The following is a 19,544-nucleotide window of genomic DNA, read 5'->3' as shown; positions in this document are numbered from 1 at the left end:
TGTACCGGCCCTTCGCTACGTAATGCGGTATTTCGCGAGAGTCGGGGTAACTCCTGGGGCACGCCCAGAATGGTTTACCCACCTGACCGCTGCCACGCGTCCGCGACCGGCGACGGCTCTCAGCCGTGCGCTGAAGTCGCGGGGAGGCGGGCTAGTCTTCTTCGGCGAAGTTGCGGGTGCGGTTCGGATCCACCGGGATGCCCGGTCCGGTGTTCGTCGAGAACGTCACCTTCTTGACGTAGCGGCCCTTCGCGGTGGAGGGCTTGACGCGCAGGATCTCATCGAAAGCGGCGCCGTAGTTCTCGGCCAGCTTCTTCTCGTCGAAGGACGCCTTGCCGATGACGAAGTGCAGGTTGGCCTGCTTGTCGACGCGGAAGTTGATCTTGCCGCCCTTGATGTCCTGAACAGCCTTGGTCACATCGGGGGTGACGGTGCCGGTCTTGGGGTTCGGCATCAGGCCACGGGGGCCCAGCACGCGCGCGATACGACCGACCTTGGCCATCTGGTCCGGGGTCGCGATGGCGGCGTCGAACTCCAGCCAGCCACCCTGGATGCGCTCGATCAGATCCTCGGCGCCCACGGCGTCGGCGCCGGCGGCCTCGGCCTCGGCGGCCTTGTCGCCGACGGCGAAGACGATGACGCGAGCGGTCTTACCGGTGCCGTGCGGCAGGTTGACGGTGCCGCGGACCATCTGGTCGGCCTTGCGGGGATCGACACCCAGGCGGACGGCGACCTCGACGGTGGCGTCGGTCTTGGTGGTGGCGGTCTCCTTCGCCAGACGCACCGCGGCCAGCGGGGCGTACAGCGACGACTTGTCGACCTTGGCGGCCTGCTCGAGATAAGCCTTGCTTCGTTTTGCCATGTTGTTCTGTCCTGTTCGTAAGTTCAGACGTGGTTGTCGGGCCTGGCCGGCCCTCCCACGGGAAAGTGCTGCCGCGCGCCGGAGCGCGAGCGCCTACTCCGCGACGGTGATACCCATCGAGCGAGCGGTGCCGGCGATGATCTTGGCGGCCTGATCGATGTCGTTGGCGTTCAGATCCTCGGCCTTGGTCTTGGCGATCTCACGGATCTGGTCCATGGTGACCTGGGCGACCTTGTTGCGGTGCGGCTCGGCCGAACCCTTCTGCACGCCGGCGGCCTTGAGCAGCAGCTGCGAAGCAGGCGGGGTCTTCAGCTTGAAGTCGAACGAGCGGTCCTCGTAGACCGTGATCTCGACCGGGATGATGTTGCCGCGCTGCGACTCGGTCGCCGCGTTGTAGGCCTTGCAGAACTCCATGATGTTGACGCCGTGCTGACCCAGCGCGGGGCCGACGGGCGGAGCCGGGTTGGCAGCACCGGCCTTGATCTGGAGCTTGATGAGCCCAGATACCTTCTTCTTCTTCGGGGGCATCTCGTATTCCTTGGTTTAGGGGCAGGTGGACACCCTGGGGTATTCCTCTGCCCTCGCACATGGTCATGCCTTACGGGAAAACCCGTAAGCCTGCTCCGGGATCGCGCCCGGGCATGCCTGACCGTGGAAAGACAGCCAGACCCCAGACGCAACCCGGAAAGTCTAGTCGCAGGTGTTATCGGGGGCCGAACCGGCCCCCGAGCCAACTAGATCTTGGCGACCTGAGTGAACGCCAGCTCGACCGGGGTCTCGCGACCGAAGATCGACACCAGCACCTTGAGCTTCTGCTGCTCGGCGTTGATCTCGGAGATGCTGGCGGGCAGCGTGGCGAACGGGCCGTCCATGACGGTGACGGACTCGCCGACCTCGAAGTCGACGTCGATCGTCGGCTTGATGACCGGGGTCTCGCCGGACTCGCCCGCGGTGGCGGCGGCGGTGGTGGCCGCGGCCTTCTTCTGCTGCGCGGCCGGGACCAGGAACTTCACCACGTCGTCGATGGACAGCGGCGACGGGCGCGAGGTCGCGCCGACGAAACCGGTGACGCCGGGGGTGTTGCGGACCGCGCCCCAGGACTCGTCGTTCAGTTCCATGCGGACCAGGATGTAGCCCGGCAGCACCTTGCGGTTGACGTTCTTGCGCTGGCCGTTCTTGATCTCGGTGACCTCTTCGGTCGGCACCTCGACCTGGAAGATGTAGTCCTCGAGACCGAGGTTCTGCACGCGGGTCTCGAGATTGGTCTTCACCTTGTTCTCGTAGCCGGCGTAGGAGTGGATGACGTACCAGTCACCGGGGGCGCGGCGCAGCGCGGCCTTCATCTCGGCGACGGGATCGGCGGGCTCGGCATCGATGGGAGCGGCGAGTTCTTCGGCGGTCGGCGCAGTGGTTTCCTCCGCGTCGGCGGGGTCGTCGAACTCCTCGACGTCGGTGGCCTCGACCACTTCGTCGACCTGGAATTCGTCGGTTGTGCCGTTCTCCGGGGTGCTCACTGGGGCACTCGCTTCCTTATCGTCACGTAATCCTGTGCGCGCCGGGGGTAACCCGGCGGATGGGTTCCCGCCCCCGCCTCTGCTCGGGGGCCGGTCACCCGGCGCCGACGGCCAACGCGGAAGGGTGCCGCTAGCCGAACAGCCAGTCGACGCCCTTGATGAACGCGATATCCATCCCGTAGATGAACGCGACCATGAAAACCACGAACACCAGAACAACGGTCGTATAGGTGACCATCTGCTTGCGGTTCGGCCAAATGACCTTGCGCAGTTCCGAGATGACTTCCTTCAGGAACTTCACCAGGCGCTTGAACGGATTGCCCGCCCCGCCACCGGCTTTGCCGGAATCCTTGGTGGCCTTGGCCGAAGGCCGATCGATAGTCGCGACCGATGCCGTTGACGACGTCGCGGTCCGAGTCCGCCGGGCGGAACGCTTTCCGCTCGGACGAGCCACCGCGGCGGTGTCATCGCCATCTTCGTGGCGAGTGTCCCGCTCGTCGCTCACGTCGATCCTCTCTCGTCAGCTTGGCAATAGGGCAGGGGCGACAGGACTTGAACCTGCAACCTGCGGTTTTGGAGACCGCTGCTCTGCCAATTGAGCTACGCCCCTTCGGTGGAACGCAGGGCAGTCCGCTGCCGGACTCCGCTTGTTCCTCCACAGTACTTATTCAATTGTCATTTCCGGGCCTTCACACAACATACGCGCCGCTCCTCGGAGCGGCGCGCATCGGCTGGTGACCCCAGATTCCCGAGTCTACGTTACCTCACGCAGCAATCGCCAATCGGGGGTCGACGCCCTTCCTCAGCCGAGCTGCACCGTTGCGGTGGCGCGGCCGAAGATCTTGCGGCCCTCGGACTTGGCGACGATGGCCACCACGGCGGTGCGGGTTTCCGGATCCACCGACTTGACCTTGCCGGTGTATTCGATCTCCGCGGCGCGGTCGGCGGGCACGTACACCGGGCTGGTGAAGCGCACGTTGTATTCCTTGACCGCGCCCGGGTCGCGCAGCCACGAGGTGACGAAGCCGCCACCCAGGCCCATGGTCAGCATGCCGTGTGCGACAACGTTTTCCAGGCCGACCATCTTCACGACGTCGTCGCTCCAGTGGATCGGGTTGGCATCACCGGAGACGCCGGCGTAGTTCACCAGATCGCCGCGGGTCAGGCGGACCACGCGGGTCGGCAGCAGATCTCCGGCGGCGACGTCCTCGAAACGCAGGGCGTGCTTGCCCGCGACCACGGCGCCGGTGGCGACGAACGGCTCGGGCTGGGCGCTGATCTCGGCCGAGGCGCGCACGCCCGCCGGACCGTCGTCCGGGCCGACGCCGTGCATGAGCACGTTGCGCACGGCGTCACCGATATTGGGATCGATGTCACCGCCGCTGCGGCCGATGAGGGTGGTGTAGGTGGTGAGCACCAGTTCGTCGTTCTGCGCGACGACGTCGTTCTTGGTGACGATGATGTCGCCGCCGAAGGCCTGCCGGAACGAGTGCAGGTAGACGATGCAGGTCAACTGGTCGCCGGCCTTGATGGGCCGGTGGAACTCCAGGATCTGATCGGTCTGCATGATCTGGCTCAGGTCGTAGCCGGTGACGATCTGCTCGAAGAGCTTGCGCTGGGCCAGGATTCCGACCAGGGAGATGAAGCTGAGCGGGGCGACCAGGCCGTCGTAGCCGTGCTCCCGGGCGGCGTCCTCGTCCCAGTGCACCGGGTGGTAGTCCTGCACGGCGCGGGCGTACTCACGCACCTTCTCGCGGCCGACCTCGTAGTAGTCCTCCACGCGGTAGTGGTGGCCGACCATGGAGGCGGCGTGCGTAGCGGGGTCGAAGGCCTCGCTGAGTTCGGTCATGTCGACCTCGGTGTCAATCGTCACGGCAGGAAGTCCCTATCTGATCCCGTCGGGGATCGGGCGGAGCGCTGAACCACCGGTATATACACCAAGTGCCGGACGGTGTGCCACTGTCCCTTTGTATGGGGGACGAAGCAGCGACGCCGATCCGGCACTTCTTCCACGCGGTAGAACGCGCGCGGGGTTGAGTTAGCGAGACTCGCGGTGAGCCCGGTGGGTACCGCAGTTCGGGCAGAACTTCTTGAGTTCCAGACGATCCGGGTCGTTACGCCGGTTTTTCTTGGTGATGTAGTTGCGGTGCTTGCACTGCTCACAGGCCAAGGTGATCTTCGGCCGGATATCAGTGGACTTCGCGGCCACGATGCGCCCTCTTTCCGTTTATCAGTATGGGTAGCGATGGCCGGACTTGAACCGGCGACACAACGATTATGAGTCGTTTGCTCTACCAACTGAGCTACACCGCCATGCGAGGATTCGCGGCGGAAGACTCAGCCCGGTCCATCGAACTGGATGCCGAGTCGGTCACCACCGGCAATCCGGCGAGCCCCCTAACGGAATCGAACCGTTGACCTTTTCCTTACCATGGAAACGCTCTGCCGACTGAGCTAAGGGGGCATGTCTGCTCGGCTCCGGCTTTTCGCCGGGGCGCTGAAGACTTGAACGAGATTACACAACACTTCGGGTAGACCACAAACCGTGTGGTCAGAGCGGGTTTTCGCGCGGTTTTCGGTGGATGTCCGCGGTGCGGATCCGGGTGCGGCCGGGATGGGTGCCCGGGCCCAGTCTCCCGGCGCCGGAACCGGCCGGCGCGGCCGTCCCCGAACGCACGAAACCCCCCGTGACTCGGAAGTCGCGGGGGGTTCCTGTGTGGCAGATGTAGGATTCGAACCTACGTAGGCTTTCGCCGACGGATTTACAGTCCGCTCCCATTGGCCGCTCGGGCAATCTGCCTTGGGTTACGCCTTGCAGCGCGGTGACGAGAATACATCGAACCCCCGCCTCGAATGCAAACCGGCTGGCTAACGCGGTGTCGGACGGACTACCTTCGGCGAGCAAGTCCCCAAACTTCCGATCTCGGACAGGAGCACAGGCGTGGCCGATTCGTCGTTCGATGTTGTCAGCAAGATCGACCGTCAGGAGGTGGACAACGCGTTGAACATCGCGGCCAAGGAGCTGGCCACGCGGTACGACTTCCGCGGAGTCAACGCGAGCATCGAATGGTCGGGTGAGGAGAAGATCATCCTCACCGCGGACTCCGAGGACCGCGTCAAGGCGGCGCTGGATGTGTTCAAGGAGAAGCTGATTCGCCGCGACATCTCCATGAAGGCGTTCGACGCCGGCGATCCGCAGGCCTCGGGCAAGGTGTACAAAATCACAGGCACCCTGGTGCAGGGCATCAGCACCGAGAACGCCAAGAAGATCGCGAAGAAGATTCGCGACGAGGGCCCCAAGGGCGCCAAGGCGCAGATTCAGGGCGAGGAACTGCGCGTCAGCAGCAAGAGCCGCGACGATCTGCAGGCGATCATCTCGCTGTTGAAGAACAGCGATTTCGAGGTCGCGCTGCAATTCGTGAATTACCGGTAAAGCGTCGACCGGGGTTTACCTGGGTCCGCGGGCAGTCGCCCGCGGACCCTTTTCGCGTGTCAGTACTCGCGGGGGCCGCGCGCGGCGTCCGGGCCGCCCGCCATGTCCTCCAGCCGCTCGATGCGCTCGGCCATCGGCGGGTGGGTGGAGAACCAGCGCGCCATGCGGTCGCCGGCGCGGAAAGGATTGGCGATCATCAGGTGCGACTGGGCGGTGAGCTGCGGCTCGGCGGGCAGCGGGGCGGCTTCCACCCCGCGTTCGAGCTTGCGCAGCGCCGACGCCAGCGCCAGCGGATCACCGGTGAGGGCCGCGCCGTCGGCGTCGGCCTGATATTCGCGCGATCGCGACACGGCGAGTTTGATCAGCGTCGCCGCGATCGGCCCGAGTAGCGAAACCAGCAGTACGCCAATGACATTCGAACCGCCGTTGCGATTGCCGCCGAACGCGCTCGCGAAGAACGCGAGATTGGCCAGACCCGAGATGACCGCGGCCAGGGTGCCCGCCACCGACGAGATCAGAATGTCGCGGTTGTACACGTGCGAGAGTTCGTGGCCCAGGACCGCGCGCAATTCGCGTTCGTCCAGGATCTGCAGAATGCCGGTGGTGCAGCACACCGCGGCGTGCCGGGGATTGCGGCCGGTGGCGAACGCGTTGGGGGCATTGGTGGGGCTGATGTACAGCCGCGGCATGGGTTGCCTTGCCGTCGTGGCCAATTCGCGCACGATCCGATACATGACCGGCGCTTCGAGTTCGCTCACCGGTTGCGCGTGCATGGCCTTGAGCGCCAGTTTGTCGCTGTTGAAATAGGCGTAGGCGTTCATAGCGACCGCCAGCGCCACCGACAGCCACAGAATCGTCGGATTACGGAACATCGCGCCCGCGAAGACGATCAGGGCGGACATGCCCACCAGCAGGCCGAACGTCTTCACGCCATTAGCAACACCGTGACCGTGCATAGCCGCCTCTCCGCGCGTCCGGACCCCCGTTTCGCCGTATTACACCAGGTCAACGATACAAGCAGGGGCGGAGTTCCCCGCTCAGCCGACCCGCTCGATCGTGTAACGGACCAGGCGCTCGAGGGCCTCGTTCGCCGGGCCGCCGGGCAGCGCCGACAGTTCGGCGTGCGCGATGTCGGCGTAGCCCTGCAGCTTCTCCTTGGCCAGCACCATGCCGCGCGACCGGGACAGCAGGTCCAGGGCCTCCTCCACCTCGCCGTCGGTCTCCAGCGGGCGTGCCAGCAGTTTGCGCAGGCGATCGCCCTCGCTGCCCTCGTCACGCAGGGCGTAGAGCACGGGCAGGGTGTGCACGCCCTCGCGCAGGTCGGTGCCCGGGGTCTTGCCCGACTGCTCGGACACCGAGGAGATGTCGATGATGTCGTCGGAGATCTGGAAGGCGGTGCCGACCGCGTCGCCGAGCCGCGCCAGGCGCTCGACGTGATCGAGGTCCGCGCCGGAGAAGGTGCCGCCGAAACGACCGGAGGCGGCGATCAGCGACCCGGTCTTCTCCCACACCACGCGCAGGTAGTGCTCGACCGGATCCTGAGACTGCTTGGCGCCGATGGTTTCCCGCATCTGGCCGGTGACCAGTTCGGCGAAGGTCTCGGCGATGATGCGCACCGCGTCCGGGCCGAGCGTGGAGACCAGGCGCGAGGCGTGCGCGAACAGGTAGTCCCCGGCCAGGATGGCGACGCTGTTGCCCCAGCGGGAGTTGACGCTGGGCGCCCCGCGCCGCATGGGGGCCTCGTCCATGACGTCGTCGTGGTAGAGGGTGGCCAGGTGCACGAGTTCGACGACCGTGCCCGCGGTGATCAGGTCCGGGCTGGTGGGGTTGGGTCCCAGCTGGCCGGTGAGGATGGTGAACAGCGGCCGGAAACGCTTGCCGCCGGCCTTGGCCAGGTGCAGCGCGGCCTCCTGCAGGAAGTCCTCGCCGTCGGACAGCTCGGTGATCAGCAGGTCCTCGACTTCTTCGAGGCCCTTCTTCACCGTCGCCGCGAGCTCGGGATCGACGAGATCCACCCCCGCCACCACCGTGCTCTCATCGCTCACAGCCGATGCGCTCATTTCATCTCCCAGTGCCGCGTCCGACCCCACGCCAAAGAACCTAGCGTGTGGCCACCAACCCCCCAATGAACACCACCGTAGTGGGACGGAACCAACAGTGTTTTCGGCGTCCGCTCCGCCCCGGCGTTTCGCGGTGTTTATTTGCCTCCGCTTCGCTCCGGCTGTTCGCGGCCCTCGTAACCCGGTTCTTCCCTCCAGTGTCTGATTTGCCTCCGCTTCGCTCCGGCTGTTCGCGGCCCTCGTAACCCGGTTCTTCCCTCCCTCCGCTCCTCCGCTTCGCTCCCCCGCTCCACTCAGTCCAGAACCGGGCGGGCCGCGAACCACCGGGCGGGGTCTATGGGCGGGGGTCTATGGGCGGGGGTCTATGGGCGGGTGGCCTGTGACGGATATCCGCGTCGACAGCGCTCGGCGGGTGCTGCGAGTATGGGCGGCATGGGTTCACCGGATGCCGCCCCCGTGCCGGGGCATGACTCGGATTTGCTGCCCGCGCACGCGGATGTGCTGGTCGTGGGGGCAGGGCCGGCGGGATCGGCGGCCGCGGCGTGGGCCGCGCGGGCCGGACGCGATGTGCTGCTGACGGATTCGGCGGTGTTCCCGCGTGACAAGACGTGCGGGGACGGGCTGACGCCGCGGGCCACCGCCGAGCTCGAGCATCTGGGGCTCGGGGACTGGGTGCGCACGCACACGGTCAACCGCGGACTGCGCATGGCGGGCTTCGGGCGCGAGGCGCTCCTGCCGTGGCCGGACGGCTCCTTCCCGCGGTACGGAAGCGCGGTTCCGCGAACGGAACTCGACGACAAGCTGCGCGAGACCGCCGTGAAGTCCGGCGCCCGCATGGTCGACGGGGCCAAGGTCGTGGAGGTCGCGCGGGACGGCGACCGTGTCACCGGGGTGAGCATCAAGACCGACGCGGGGCTGCGGGCGGTGTCCTGCCGGGTGCTGGTGGTGGCCGACGGCGTGCGCTCGCCGGTCGGAAAGCTGCTGGGGCGCACCTGGCATCGCGAGTACGCGTACGGCACCGCGGCGCGCGCCTACATCAAATCCGAGCGCAGCGACGATCCCTGGATCACCTCGCATCTGGAACTGCGCGACGCCGACGGCGCGCTGGTGCCGGGCTACGGCTGGGTCTTCCCGCTCGGCAACGGCGAGGTCAACATCGGTGTCGGGTCGCTGGCGACCGAACGCCGGCCCTCGCACATCGCCCTGAAACCGCTGCTGCAGCACTATGTTTCCGAACGCCGCGCGGAGTGGGGCTTCGAAGGCGAAGCGCGCGCGGTGGCTTCGGCGCTGCTGCCCATGGGCGGCGCGGTATCCCATGTCGCCGGGCGCAACTGGGCCCTGGTCGGCGATGCCGCGGGCTGTGTGAATCCGCTGAACGGCGAGGGTATCGATTACGGCCTCGAGGGCGGGCACATGCTGGCCGACCTGCTCGACGAGCCCGATCTCACCACGATCTGGCCGGAGCTGTTGCGCGCCAGGTACGGCCGCACCTATTCGGTGGCGCGGCGGCTGGCCGCTTTGGCCACGCACCCGCGCACGGTGCCGCTCGGCGGTCCCCCGATGATGCGGTCGAAGCTCTTGCAGCGCACCGCGGTTCGCGTCATGGGCAACCTCGTCACCGACGAGGATCTGGATCTGACGGCCAAGCTGTGGCGGGGCGCGGGCCGCGCGTCCATGCGCCTGGACAAGCTCGCGCCGTTCTCCTGAGTCTTAATCGTCCCGTGGACGTGGGTGACCACGTCCACGGGATGCGGGCGGTTATCGATCAATCAGGGAAAGGGCTCACGCGTTCTGCGACGCGAACCATTCCTCGACGGACTTGCGCTCACTGTTCATGACGCGCTCGAGCAGGCTCTCCACCAGCGGTTCGATGGCGCCGCCGACCAGCGGGACCTTGACGTCGATGGTGCCCGCCGCCTCGATCTCGGAACCTTCGGCGGTGGGGCGCAATTCGAACGTGCCCGCCATTTCGGTGGTGATGCCGCCGGAGGCCCCGGCGAAGGTGCCCTTGGCGACGTCGCCCTCCAGCGGGCCCCAGGTGTCGGTGCGCTCGAGCACCAGGTCGCTCTTGAGCACCTTCTTGACCAGGCCGGGGATCTTGTCCTCGGGCGCCTTCTCGGTCATGCGGATGGTGATGGTGCCGGGGCCGTCCGGGTGGGTCAGCTCCAGGGTGGCGGTGGCGGCGCCGGCGAATCGCGAGTGCCACATCTCGTCGTTGGTCAGTGCCCGGTGAAGCTCTTCTACCGGAACGCTGTACTGCACGGTGAAGCTGAATTTACGGGACATGGCGGCAAGGGTAGCCCGGCCATGGAATAGCCTGGTGAAGTGTCGGAAACCAGCCAGTCTGATAGCCGCGCTACCCGGCTGCGACGTGCCCGCAAGGTGGTGGTGATCCTCGCGATCGCCGTGAGCGTGCTGTCGGCGCTGCTGGTGCTGGCGGCCTGGCGCAACGATCACCTCATCGGCTCCGACAGGGGCGTGACCAGCGGCGAAGTCATCGAGGCCGGACGCCTGCGGTCGGCGATCAGCTTCGTCACACCCGATGGGGTGACGCACAATCCGAAGCTGGGCGTGCTCTACCCGACCAAGCTCACCAAGGGCGAACGCATCAATGTGGAGTATCAGCGCAGTGATCCGGACCTGGTCCGGGTGGCGGGTCGCGACGCGCGTGTCGCGGTCATCCCGGCGCTGTCGGTGATCGTGGTGACGTGGGCGCTGGCGCTGCCGCTGCTGTGGGCGCTGGGATCGCCGCCCGCGCAGTGGATCGCGACCATCGGCGGGCGCTATCGCCGGCTCACCCGCCGCCGCGCCGACGCCTGAACCGGCCCCGGAACACACCCGCCACCGCCCGGACGCCGCCACCGCGCGGACGGCTGCCGCGCGCCGCCACCGCGACGGCTAGGGTGCGAGGGTGGCGAAAACAGAGCGGCGGGAATCGGTTCGGGCCTCGTTGGACAAGCAGCCGCACGAGGTCGCGTCGATGTTCGACGGGGTCGCGAAGCGGTACGACCTCACCAACACGGTGATCTCCGGCGGTCAGGACCGCTACTGGCGATGGGCGACGCGCAAGGCGCTGGCGCTGCGCCCGGGCGAGCGCCTGCTGGATCTGGCGGCGGGCACCGGTGTTTCGACCCTCGAGCTCAGCAAGTCCGGCGCCTGGTGCGTGGCCGCCGACTTCTCCCAGGGCATGCTCGCGGCGGGCCGCTTCCGCAATGTGCCGATGGTCGCCGGGGACGCCATGGCGCTGCCGTTCGCGGACGAGTCCTTCGACGCCGTCACCATCTCGTACGGCCTGCGCAATGTCGCGGATCCCGATCTGGCGCTGCGCGAGATGCTGCGCGTGACCAAGCCCGGCGGGCGGCTGGTGGTGGCCGAGTTCTCGACCCCGACCTTCGGGCCGTTCCGGACGATCTACATGGAATACCTGATGAAGGCGCTGCCCGCGGTCGCCAAGCGGGTCTCCAGCAATCCCGACGCGTACGTGTACCTGGCCGAGTCGATCCGGGCCTGGCCGACGCAGTCGCAGCTCGCGCTGCGCATCGCCGACGCGGGCTGGTCCCAGGTGAAATGGCGCAATCTCAGCGGCGGCGCGGTGGCGCTGCACCGCGGGTACAAACTCGGCTGAGCCGCCCCGGCTACCGCCCGGCGGCTACCGGGTAGCAGCAACCGGCCCGCGTGACGCCGGCGGAGACGCATGTCACAGCGGGTTTCCAGCTCCTCACCGCCGTGTCGGAGCGCTGTGAGGAAATTTGTGATCTGCCGATAACGTCCGGTAAATCCACCGCAATCGGGGCTCGCGACACTCGAAGGCATGCCCGAGCCCACGACGCCGCCCGCCACGAGCACCCGGACCGCGTGCTCGTACTGCGGCGTCGGCTGCGGCATCACCGTGCAGACCCGGCCCGACGCCGCGGGCGCGCCGGTCATCGCCAAGGTCAGCGGGGACAAACTGCACCCGGTCAACGCCGGGCGGCTGTGCACCAAAGGCTCGACGCACGCCGAGCTGATGCGGGCCGACGGCCGGATGACCACCGCCCACCTGCGGCCCGAGCGCGGCGGCGCGCCGGTGCCGGTCGAGGTCGACGCGGCCGTGCGCGAGGCCGCCGATCGGCTGCGCGTGATCCTGGACACGCACGGCCCGGACGCGGTGTCGTTCTACGTCTCCGGGCAGATGTCCCTGGAAGCCCAGTACCTGGCGACCAAGCTCGCCAAGGGGCACGTGCGCACCGTGCACATGGAGGCCAATTCGCGGCTCTGCATGGCCAGCGCCGCCACCGGCTACAAACAGTCCCTGGGCGCGGACGGCCCGCCCGGCTCCTACGACGATCTCGACCACGCGGACCTGTTCTTCGTCATCGGCGCGAACATGGCCGACTGCCACCCGATTCTGTTCCTGCGCATGGCCGATCGACTCAAGGCCGGCGCCAAGCTCATCGTGGTGGATCCGCGGCGCACCGACACCGCCGCCCGTGCCGACCTGTTCCTGCAGGTCAAGCCCGGAACGGATCTGGCGCTGCTGAACGGGCTGCTGCACCTGCTCGTCGAGAACGGCGACATCGACCGCGAATTCATCGCCGCGCACACCGAGGGCTGGGAGGCGATGCCGGAGTTCCTGGCCGGGTACGCCCCCGACCTGGTCGCGACCATCACCGGGGTGCCCGAGGCCGATATCCGTACCGCCGCCGCCATGATCGGCGCCGCGGGCGAGTGGATGTCGTTGTGGACCATGGGAATCAACCAGTCCACGCACGGCACCTGGGCCACCAACGCCATCTGCAATCTGCACCTGGCCACCGGCGCCATCGCGCGCACCGGCAGCGGGCCGTTCTCGCTCACCGGGCAGCCGAACGCCATGGGCGGGCGCGAAATGGGGTACATGGGACCGGGATTGCCGGGTCAGCGCAGCGTGCTGGCGGCGGCGGACCGGGCCTTCGTGGAGAACGCCTGGGACCTCGAACCCGGCGCCCTGCGCGACACCGGCGGACCCGGAACCATCGAGATGTTCCGCGGGCTGGCCGACGGCGACATCAAGGCGTGCTGGATCATCTGCTCCAATCCCGTTGCCACGGTGGCCAATCGAAAGAACGTGATCGCGGGCCTGGAGGCGGCCGAACTCGTCATCGCGCAGGACGTGTACACCGACACCGCGACCAACGCCTACGCGGACGTGCTGCTGCCGGCCACGCTGTGGGCGGAATCCGATGCGGTCATGGTGAATTCGGAACGCAGCCTCACGCTGCTGCGGCAGTCGGTGCCGCCGGCGGGCGCGGCGCGCCCGGACTGGCAGCTCATCGCCCAGGTCGCCACCGCCATGGGCTTCCCCGGATTCGACTACGCCTCCAGCGCCGAGATCTTCGAGGAGATCCGGCGGTTCGCCAACCCGGCGACCGGCTACGACCTGCGCGGCATCAGCTACGAGGCGCTGGCCGAGGGGCCCATGCAGTGGCCGTGCCCCGATCCGGCGCAGCGCCGCAACCCCGTTCGCTATCGCAACGACGGCGTCAGCCAGACCCTGTTCACCGACGCGGACGGGAACACCCCGGACCTGGCCTTCGCGACCCCGTCCCGCCGGGCCGTGTTCTGGCCGCGCCCGCACCTGCTGCCCGCCGAGATGCCCGACGCCGACCACCCGTTCGTGCTCAATACCGGTCGCCTGCAACATCAGTGGCACACGATGACCAAGACCGGGAAGGTCGGCAAGCTGCTCAAGCTCAACGGCGCGCCGTTCGTGGAGGTGCATCCCGAGGATGCCGCCGCACTGGACGTGCGCGCCGGGGATCAGCTCGAGATCACCTCGCGCCGGGGCCGCGCGGTGCTGCCGGTGCGGGTGAGTGACCGCGTCCTGCCCGGCTCGTGCTTCGCGCCGTTCCACTGGAACGACGAGCACGGGGAGTACCTGACCATCAACGCCGTCACCAACGACGCCGTCGACCCGGCCTCGCTCCAGCCGGAGTTCAAGGCGTGCGCGGTGCGCCTGCGCAAGGTCGCGGCGATGTCGGCCGCGACGCCGCAGGCGCCGGACAGCGCGGCGGGGCCGAACGGAACCGACTCCCGTGCACGCGGCGTCGCGGGAGATTCCACCGGCGGCGCGCGAGAGTTCCACACCACCGCGCAGGGTGCCGATGGAGGTCCGAACGGAGTCTTCAACGGGCCGAACGGAGTTCCAGGAGGTCCGGAAGGAACTTCCGGCGGTCCAGGCGGATTCGCGCATGGCCACGATGCCGCACAGGTTTCCGGCAACGCCGGGGGCAGTCCGAACGGAGTGGCAGGTGGTCCGAACGGAGCCTCCAGCGGTCCGAACGGGATAGCCGGCGGCCCCGGAGGCTTCGCGGGCAATTCGTCCGGCGCCGTGGGTGGTTCGTTCGGGGCGGTCGCGGGACAGGAGGGCGGGATGCATCCTTTGTCGATCATGCTCGGGCTGGAGGGAGCCACCGCGCCGATGTTGAGCGAGGTCGAGCGCATCTACGTGGGCGGATACCTGGCGGCGCTGCAGACGCTGCCGGTGGCCGGGGTGCCGGTGCTGCCCGAGACCGCGCCGGTCTCGCGGGGCAGCCGCGCCTGGATCGACGGACTGCTCGCAGGAATGTACTCCCGTGGCGCGCAGGGTGTTTCGGGTGTCGCACTGTCCGACTCGGGTAGCGATTACTCAGCGCAGGCGAGCGGGACGGAGCACGGCGGGTCGGGCCAGGGGGACGCGGGCTTCGGGGCGGCCGCACCCGTGCGCACGGTGACCATCCTCTGGGCCTCGCAGACCGGAACGGCCGAGGAACTGGCCGCGACCGTCGCCACCCGGCTCGCGGACAGCGGGCTCGCGCCCCGGCTCCTGGACATGGACTCGGCCGAACTGAGCGACCTGACCGGAGACGTGCTCGTGGTCAGCAGCACCTTCGGCGACGGCGGGCCGCCGGACAACGGCACCGACTTCTGGGAGCGGCTCAGCGACAGCGCGATTCGGCTGACCGGCGTGCGCTACGCGGTCTTCGCGCTCGGCGACTCCTCCTACGACGACTTCTGCGGACACGGCCGCAAGCTCGACGAACTGCTCGACCGGCGCGGCGCGACACGGCTGCTCCCCCGCGTCGACAGCGAGCCCGACCACGACGATGCTTCCGAGGGATGGATCGCGGAGATCACCGCTGTGCTGCTGGCGAGCGCGTCGGGCGGGAACGCGCACGGCGACGGCGGGTCCCAGCCGGGCGCCGAGGGCGGTCCCGGCACGGCGGGCGGTCCCGGTGACGCGGGTGCGACGGGGTTCGCGACCGGCGATCCCGACCGCGCGGGCGGGGCCGGGTTCGGAGCGAACCGCTCGCCGATGGGCGGTGCGGATTACTCCGGTGCGGGCGGCGGGCGGTCCGGCGGTGCCGGCCCGGCGGGCATCGGCCCGAGCGGCCCGGGTCCGAGCGGCGCCTTCGGCGGCGGCCGCTACGGACGGATGCCGCATCCGACCGGACCGCTCGGTACCGGATCCAGCAGCGGCACAAATTATGTTCCCGCACAGGGCAATTCACCCACTGGCCAGGCGATCGGCGGCTCCGGCGTGACTACCCGCGGCGCCCGCGGCTCGGTGTCGACCCTGGCGCCCGCGCAGTTCACCCGTAACTCGCCCGTGCTGAGCAAGCTGGTGCGCAACGAGGTGCTGTCGCGGCCGGGCTCCGGAAAAGAGGTGCGGCAGTTCGGGTTCGACCTGAGCGGGCTGGGCGCGAGCTACGAGGTCGGTGACTCGCTGGGTATCCGGCCCGCCAATTGCGATGCGCTGGTGGCGGAATGGCTCGAGGTCACCGGGCTGGACGGGCGGCGGGCCGTCGAGCTCGACGACGGGGAATCCACGCTCGCCGAGGCGCTGCGCACGCGGTACGACATCACCAAGGTCAGCAACGACCTGCTCTCCTTCGTGGCCGAACGCAATTCGAGCCACCGGCTGGCCAAGCTGCTGCGCCGCGACAACCGCAACGAACTCGACGGGTACCTGTGGGATCGGCAGGCGGTCGACGTCCTGCGCGACTTCCCGGTCCGCGCCGACCTGGTGGAGTGGCTCGGAACGTTGAAAAAGCTGCAGCCCCGGCAGTATTCGATCTCCTCCAGCCCCCTGGTGAGTCCCGAGGAGGTGCAGCTCACGGTCGGCGTCGTGCGCTACGGCGATCCGCTCGCGATCGGGTCGGCGGCCCGGCGCGGTGGGGTGTGCTCGAGCTTCCTGGCCGATCGCGCGGACGCGGGCGTGCCGATCTTCCTGCAGCGCGCACCGCATTTCCGGCCGCCGCTGGACCCGAACGCACCCATGATCATGGTCGGGCCGGGCACCGGTATCGCGCCGTTCCGCGGCTTCCTGCAGGAGCGCATGGCACTGGGGTGCAAGGGCCGCAACTGGCTGTTCTTCGGCGATCAGCACGCCAAGGACAACTTCTACTACCGCGCCGAGCTCGAGGACATGTTCCGCTCGGGCTTCCTGACCCGCCTGGACCTGGCCTTCTCCCGGGATCAGCGCGAGCGGGTCTACGTGCAGCACCGCATGGTCGAACACGGCGCCGAGCTCTGGGCGTGGCTGCGCGAGGGCGGGCACTTCTACGTCTGCGGCGATGCCGCCCGCATGGCCAAGGACGTGGACGACACGCTGCTGCGCATCGCCCGTATCCACGGAAAGCTCAGCGAGGAGGGTGCGTTGGCCTTCAAGAAGCAGCTGGTGGCCGAGAAGCGCTACGTCCGCGACGTGTACTGAACCGCGCCGTCTCGATCGCCGCGCCCGCGACGGGCCATGATCCGCTAGTCACGGCGAGCACCGCTCGGCCGGACACCGCTCGGCCGGACACGCGCTGCGGTCCGGCCGGATAAGCATCAGCGTCCCGACGAATCTGCTTACACGGCAGGCGGATTCAGGCGGGTGAAGTCGCCGAGGCGGTAGTAGGGGTAGTACGGGTACGGCGGGGTGACCGCGCTCGCCTTGTCCAGGCGGGCGATCTGGTCGGCGTCCAGGGTCCAGCCGACCGCGCCGAGGTTCTGGCGCAACTGCTCCTCGTTGCGCGCGCCGATCATGACGGTGGCCACGGTGGGGCGGGTGAGCAGCCAGTTCAGCGCGATCTGCGGGACCGTGCGGCCGGTTTCCGCGGCGATGTCGTCGAGCACGTCGACCACGTCGTAGAGCACCTCGTCGTCGACCGGCGGACCCGCCGCGGCGGTCTGGTGCAGGCGACTGCCCGCCGGAAGCGGTTGCCCGCGCCGGATCTTGCCGGTCAGCCGCCCCCAGCCGAGCGGGCTCCACACCACCGCGCCGACGCCCTGGTCCAGGCCGAGCGGCATGAGCTCCCACTCGTAGTCGCGGCCGACCAGCGAGTAGTAGACCTGGTGCGCGACGTACCGGGTGAGCCCGTTCCGGTCCGCCGCGGCAAGGGATTTCATGAGCTGCCAGCCCGCGAAGTTGGAGGCGCCGACGTAGCGGATCTTGCCCGCGCGCACCAGATCGTCCAGTGCGGCAAGGGTTTCCTCGACCGGGGTGCCCGCGTCGAAGGCGTGCAGCTGGAACAGGTCGATGTGATCGATGCCGAGCCGGCGCAGCGACCCCTCGACCGCGCCGACGAGGCGGGCGCGCCCGGAACCGGCGTCGTTGGGGCCGGGCCCGGTGGGCAGGGATGCCTTGGTGGAGATCAGCACCTGATCGCGGCGGCCGCGAATCGCCTCGCCCAGTACCTCTTCCGACGCGCCGTCGGAGTAGACGTCCGCGGTGTCGAAGAGCGTGACGCCCGCTTCCAGGCTGATATCCACCAGGCGGCGGGCCTGCCGGGCGTCGGTGTCACCCCAGGCGCTGAAGAGCTCCCCGCGCCCGCCGAACGTGCCGGCGCCGAAGCTCAGAGCCGGAACCCGCAAACCTGACGCGCCGAGCCGACGGTACTCCATGACAAACTCCTAACGGAACTACAGTTTCATTAACATCGGCAACGCTACACTCACTTCGCCGCAAATGGAACTGGAGAACCGTTATGACGCAGGACACCACCGCCCCCGGCTCGATTCGCCCCGGCGGGCGCACCGCCCGGGTCCGCGACGCCGTGCTGCGCGCCGCCGGGGACGCCCTCGCCGAACACGGCTTCGCCCGCCTGGACCTGGCCGAGGTGGCAGCGACCGCCGAGGTCGGCAAGACCACCGTCTACCGGCGCTGGCGCACGCCCGCCGGGCTGGTCGCCGACCTCCTCGCCGAGATGGCGGAATCCTCGCTCCCCCATGCCGATACGGGTTCGCTGCACGGCGACCTGCACGCCAACGCCGCCCTGGTGGCGCGGACCCTCGCCGACCCCCGCCAGGGCCGCCTGTTCCGCGCCGTCATCGCCGCCGCGACCACCGACGAGGCCACCGCCCTTGCCCTGCAACGCTTCTACGACACCCGCCTGACCGAGTGGACCCCCTGCGTCACCGCCGCGGTCGCCCGCGGCGAGTGCCCCGCGAACACCGACCCCCGCGCGGTCCTGTCCGCGGTCTCCGCGCCCCTCTACTACCGCCTCCTGGCCAGCGGCGATCCGATCGACTCCGCCGCCGCGCGGGCCGCCGCCGACGCCGCCCTGGCCGCCACCCGCGCGGGAGTGTTCGCGGCCGCCGCCACCGATTCCGGCAGCTGATCCGCGGCGGCACGAGCGCGCCGGGGACACCTGGCCGGGGCCTCGCGCCCAGGTTCACGCATCCCGCGAAAAGTGCTGAGCGCAAGCGATTTCGCCCGTTTTCCGAGCACGATTTCGCTCCCCGGCGGTACCGAGTCGTTAGCGGTTCGGAACCTGAGTTTCTGCCCAAAACCGCTGGTGGGGAGGAGAATTGATAGATGAAAGGTGATCGAGTAGAGATCGTCGTGGACACCGGTGACGGTTCCCGCAATTACGAAGTGACAGCCACCCGCGCGGGCCGCCGGGTCGAGGTGCGCATAGCGCGCGGCATAGTCGAAGTCAGCGAAACGACCCGCACCGGAACCCAGGTGCGCACCGCCCGGTTCATGGCCGGGCGCGTCCTCGCCCTGGTGGAACACCCCACCGACAAGGGCCCGCTCCCCGGCGAATGAGCCGTCCCCCAGCCCGGCCCGCCGCTCGGATCCCACCCCGCGGCTTCCGCGCCGGGTCTCACTAACCGGGCCGCACCTCCGCCGTGGCCCTGTTCCGCACAGTGACAGCCATCCCCGGGGGCGGTGCCCAGGTTTCCGCCTAACAGGGGCAGCTGTCGCGCGACACGGAATCGGTAGCCAGACTCTCCCAGCCGTGATCCAACCGACCCACCGGCCGTGACCTGCGCACACCCGCCGATCACACCCCGCCCCGGTTGCCGACTCCTACTCCGGGGCGCAAGCTGGGAGATGCCCGACTTCACCCGGCCCAGCCGACACGGCGGAGAGGAGCATCCGATGAACGAGCGCGTCGACGAGGTGTCCGAAGCCGACTACCTCGAACAGCACACCCCGGCCTACCCCGACGCCGACAACCCCGCGACCGGCGACCCGGCCCCGGATTCCGACACCGACATCCCCCCGGGCGACAGCGGCTGGACCGCCGACGAGGGCGATCTGGTCGAACAGTCGATCCCGGTACCCCTGGACGACGACTACCAGGACGCCGAACCCGAGTACTGACCCTCGCCCGTCTCGAAGGGGAACGCTCCGAGCGCGCGCACCCCGGTGGAGGCATGCCACCGCGCCGGCACGATCACACATC

General features: G+C 68.7%; 18 protein-coding genes and 4 tRNA genes. 8 read left to right on the top strand and 14 right to left on the bottom strand.

All coding sequences use genetic code 11. The features are described from left to right. Window positions 1–151: 151 nt before the first annotated feature. From rplA to ACWIGI_RS07910, 10 genes are all read right to left on the bottom strand, one after another. On the bottom strand, window positions 152–862 hold the full coding sequence (gene rplA / locus ACWIGI_RS07955; protein WP_454201603.1) for a 50S ribosomal protein L1: 711 nt from the start codon (window positions 860–862) through the stop codon (window positions 152–154). A 93-nt stretch (window positions 863–955) separates the two neighbouring features. Next, window positions 956–1,390, bottom strand: a complete 435-nt coding sequence (gene rplK, locus ACWIGI_RS07950; RefSeq protein ID WP_364642821.1) for a 50S ribosomal protein L11 — start codon at window positions 1,388–1,390, stop codon at window positions 956–958. Window positions 1,391–1,596: 206 nt separating this feature from the next. After that, window positions 1,597–2,376 (bottom strand): transcription termination/antitermination protein NusG, encoded by a 780-nt coding sequence (gene nusG / locus ACWIGI_RS07945; protein WP_454201602.1) that lies wholly within the window; start codon window positions 2,374–2,376, stop codon window positions 1,597–1,599. Window positions 2,377–2,506: 130 nt separating this feature from the next. After that, entirely contained in the window at window positions 2,507–2,881 is a 375-nt protein-coding gene (secE, locus tag ACWIGI_RS07940) for a preprotein translocase subunit SecE (protein WP_454201601.1), read from the bottom strand. A 32-nt stretch (window positions 2,882–2,913) separates the two neighbouring features. Further along, window positions 2,914–2,986 (bottom strand) — tRNA-Trp (locus tag ACWIGI_RS07935). A gap of 192 nt (window positions 2,987–3,178) precedes the next feature. Beyond that, window positions 3,179–4,225 carry a fused (3R)-hydroxyacyl-ACP dehydratase subunits HadA/HadB gene (locus tag ACWIGI_RS07930; protein ID WP_454201835.1) on the bottom strand — a complete coding sequence of 349 codons (1,047 nt, stop codon included), beginning with the start codon at window positions 4,223–4,225 and terminating at the stop codon, window positions 3,179–3,181. 189 nt (window positions 4,226–4,414) lie between these two features. Beyond that, window positions 4,415–4,585, bottom strand: a complete 171-nt coding sequence (gene rpmG / locus ACWIGI_RS07925; RefSeq protein ID WP_029925945.1) for a 50S ribosomal protein L33 — start codon at window positions 4,583–4,585, stop codon at window positions 4,415–4,417. Between the two features lie 31 nt (window positions 4,586–4,616). Then, a tRNA-Met gene (locus ACWIGI_RS07920) sits at window positions 4,617–4,689 on the bottom strand. Between the two features lie 78 nt (window positions 4,690–4,767). Next, a tRNA-Thr gene (locus ACWIGI_RS07915) sits at window positions 4,768–4,840 on the bottom strand. Between the two features lie 253 nt (window positions 4,841–5,093). Continuing rightward, a tRNA-Tyr gene (locus tag ACWIGI_RS07910) sits at window positions 5,094–5,176 on the bottom strand. Between the two features lie 141 nt (window positions 5,177–5,317). On the opposite strand from ACWIGI_RS07910, the gene ACWIGI_RS07905 reads away from it, so the two are divergent. Then, window positions 5,318–5,809, top strand: a complete 492-nt coding sequence (locus ACWIGI_RS07905) for a YajQ family cyclic di-GMP-binding protein (protein WP_354987572.1) — start codon at window positions 5,318–5,320, stop codon at window positions 5,807–5,809. A gap of 59 nt (window positions 5,810–5,868) precedes the next feature. Here ACWIGI_RS07905 and htpX read toward each other — a convergent pair whose 3' ends face one another. Next, window positions 5,869–6,765 (bottom strand): zinc metalloprotease HtpX, encoded by an 897-nt coding sequence (htpX, locus tag ACWIGI_RS07900; RefSeq protein ID WP_454201600.1) that lies wholly within the window; start codon window positions 6,763–6,765, stop codon window positions 5,869–5,871. Between the two features lie 81 nt (window positions 6,766–6,846). Further along, window positions 6,847–7,869 (bottom strand): polyprenyl synthetase family protein, encoded by a 1,023-nt coding sequence (locus ACWIGI_RS07895; protein ID WP_454201599.1) that lies wholly within the window; start codon window positions 7,867–7,869, stop codon window positions 6,847–6,849. 432 nt (window positions 7,870–8,301) lie between these two features. Between ACWIGI_RS07895 and ACWIGI_RS07890 the strand changes: the two genes are divergently transcribed. Further along, window positions 8,302–9,576 carry a geranylgeranyl reductase family protein gene (locus ACWIGI_RS07890; protein ID WP_454201598.1) on the top strand — a complete coding sequence of 425 codons (1,275 nt, stop codon included), beginning with the start codon at window positions 8,302–8,304 and terminating at the stop codon, window positions 9,574–9,576. A gap of 75 nt (window positions 9,577–9,651) precedes the next feature. On the opposite strand, the gene ACWIGI_RS07885 is transcribed toward ACWIGI_RS07890, so the two are convergent. Continuing rightward, entirely contained in the window at window positions 9,652–10,155 is a 504-nt protein-coding gene (locus ACWIGI_RS07885) for a DUF2505 domain-containing protein (protein WP_454201597.1), read from the bottom strand. A 39-nt stretch (window positions 10,156–10,194) separates the two neighbouring features. On the opposite strand from ACWIGI_RS07885, the gene ACWIGI_RS07880 reads away from it, so the two are divergent. The 3 genes from ACWIGI_RS07880 to ACWIGI_RS07870 all read left to right on the top strand — a co-directional run bounded on the left by ACWIGI_RS07880 (window position 10,195) and on the right by ACWIGI_RS07870 (window position 16,582). After that, window positions 10,195–10,689 carry a DUF3592 domain-containing protein gene (locus ACWIGI_RS07880; RefSeq protein WP_454201596.1) on the top strand — a complete coding sequence of 165 codons (495 nt, stop codon included), beginning with the start codon at window positions 10,195–10,197 and terminating at the stop codon, window positions 10,687–10,689. Window positions 10,690–10,780: 91 nt separating this feature from the next. After that, window positions 10,781–11,494: a demethylmenaquinone methyltransferase gene (locus ACWIGI_RS07875; protein WP_354991700.1), complete on the top strand. Its 714-nt coding sequence runs from the start codon at window positions 10,781–10,783 to the stop codon at window positions 11,492–11,494. Window positions 11,495–11,680: 186 nt separating this feature from the next. Next, a complete protein-coding gene (locus ACWIGI_RS07870) occupies window positions 11,681–16,582 on the top strand; it encodes a molybdopterin-dependent oxidoreductase (RefSeq protein ID WP_454201595.1) in 4,902 nt (1,633 codons plus the stop codon). Window positions 16,583–16,719: 137 nt separating this feature from the next. Here ACWIGI_RS07870 and ACWIGI_RS07865 read toward each other — a convergent pair whose 3' ends face one another. Then, on the bottom strand, window positions 16,720–17,754 hold the full coding sequence (locus tag ACWIGI_RS07865) for an aldo/keto reductase (RefSeq protein ID WP_454201594.1): 1,035 nt from the start codon (window positions 17,752–17,754) through the stop codon (window positions 16,720–16,722). An 83-nt stretch (window positions 17,755–17,837) separates the two neighbouring features. Between ACWIGI_RS07865 and ACWIGI_RS07860 the strand changes: the two genes are divergently transcribed. From ACWIGI_RS07860 to ACWIGI_RS07850, 3 genes are all read left to right on the top strand, one after another. After that, on the top strand, window positions 17,838–18,470 hold the full coding sequence (locus ACWIGI_RS07860; RefSeq protein ID WP_454201593.1) for a TetR/AcrR family transcriptional regulator C-terminal ligand-binding domain-containing protein: 633 nt from the start codon (window positions 17,838–17,840) through the stop codon (window positions 18,468–18,470). Window positions 18,471–18,667: 197 nt separating this feature from the next. After that, a complete protein-coding gene (locus ACWIGI_RS07855) occupies window positions 18,668–18,901 on the top strand; it encodes a hypothetical protein (RefSeq protein ID WP_354990972.1) in 234 nt (77 codons plus the stop codon). Between the two features lie 336 nt (window positions 18,902–19,237). After that, on the top strand, window positions 19,238–19,462 hold the full coding sequence (locus ACWIGI_RS07850; protein ID WP_454201592.1) for a hypothetical protein: 225 nt from the start codon (window positions 19,238–19,240) through the stop codon (window positions 19,460–19,462). Window positions 19,463–19,544 lie beyond the last annotated feature (82 nt).

The organism is Nocardia sp. NPDC055321, assembly GCF_053645575.1.
This window is presented reverse-complemented; position numbering and strand designations above follow the sequence as displayed.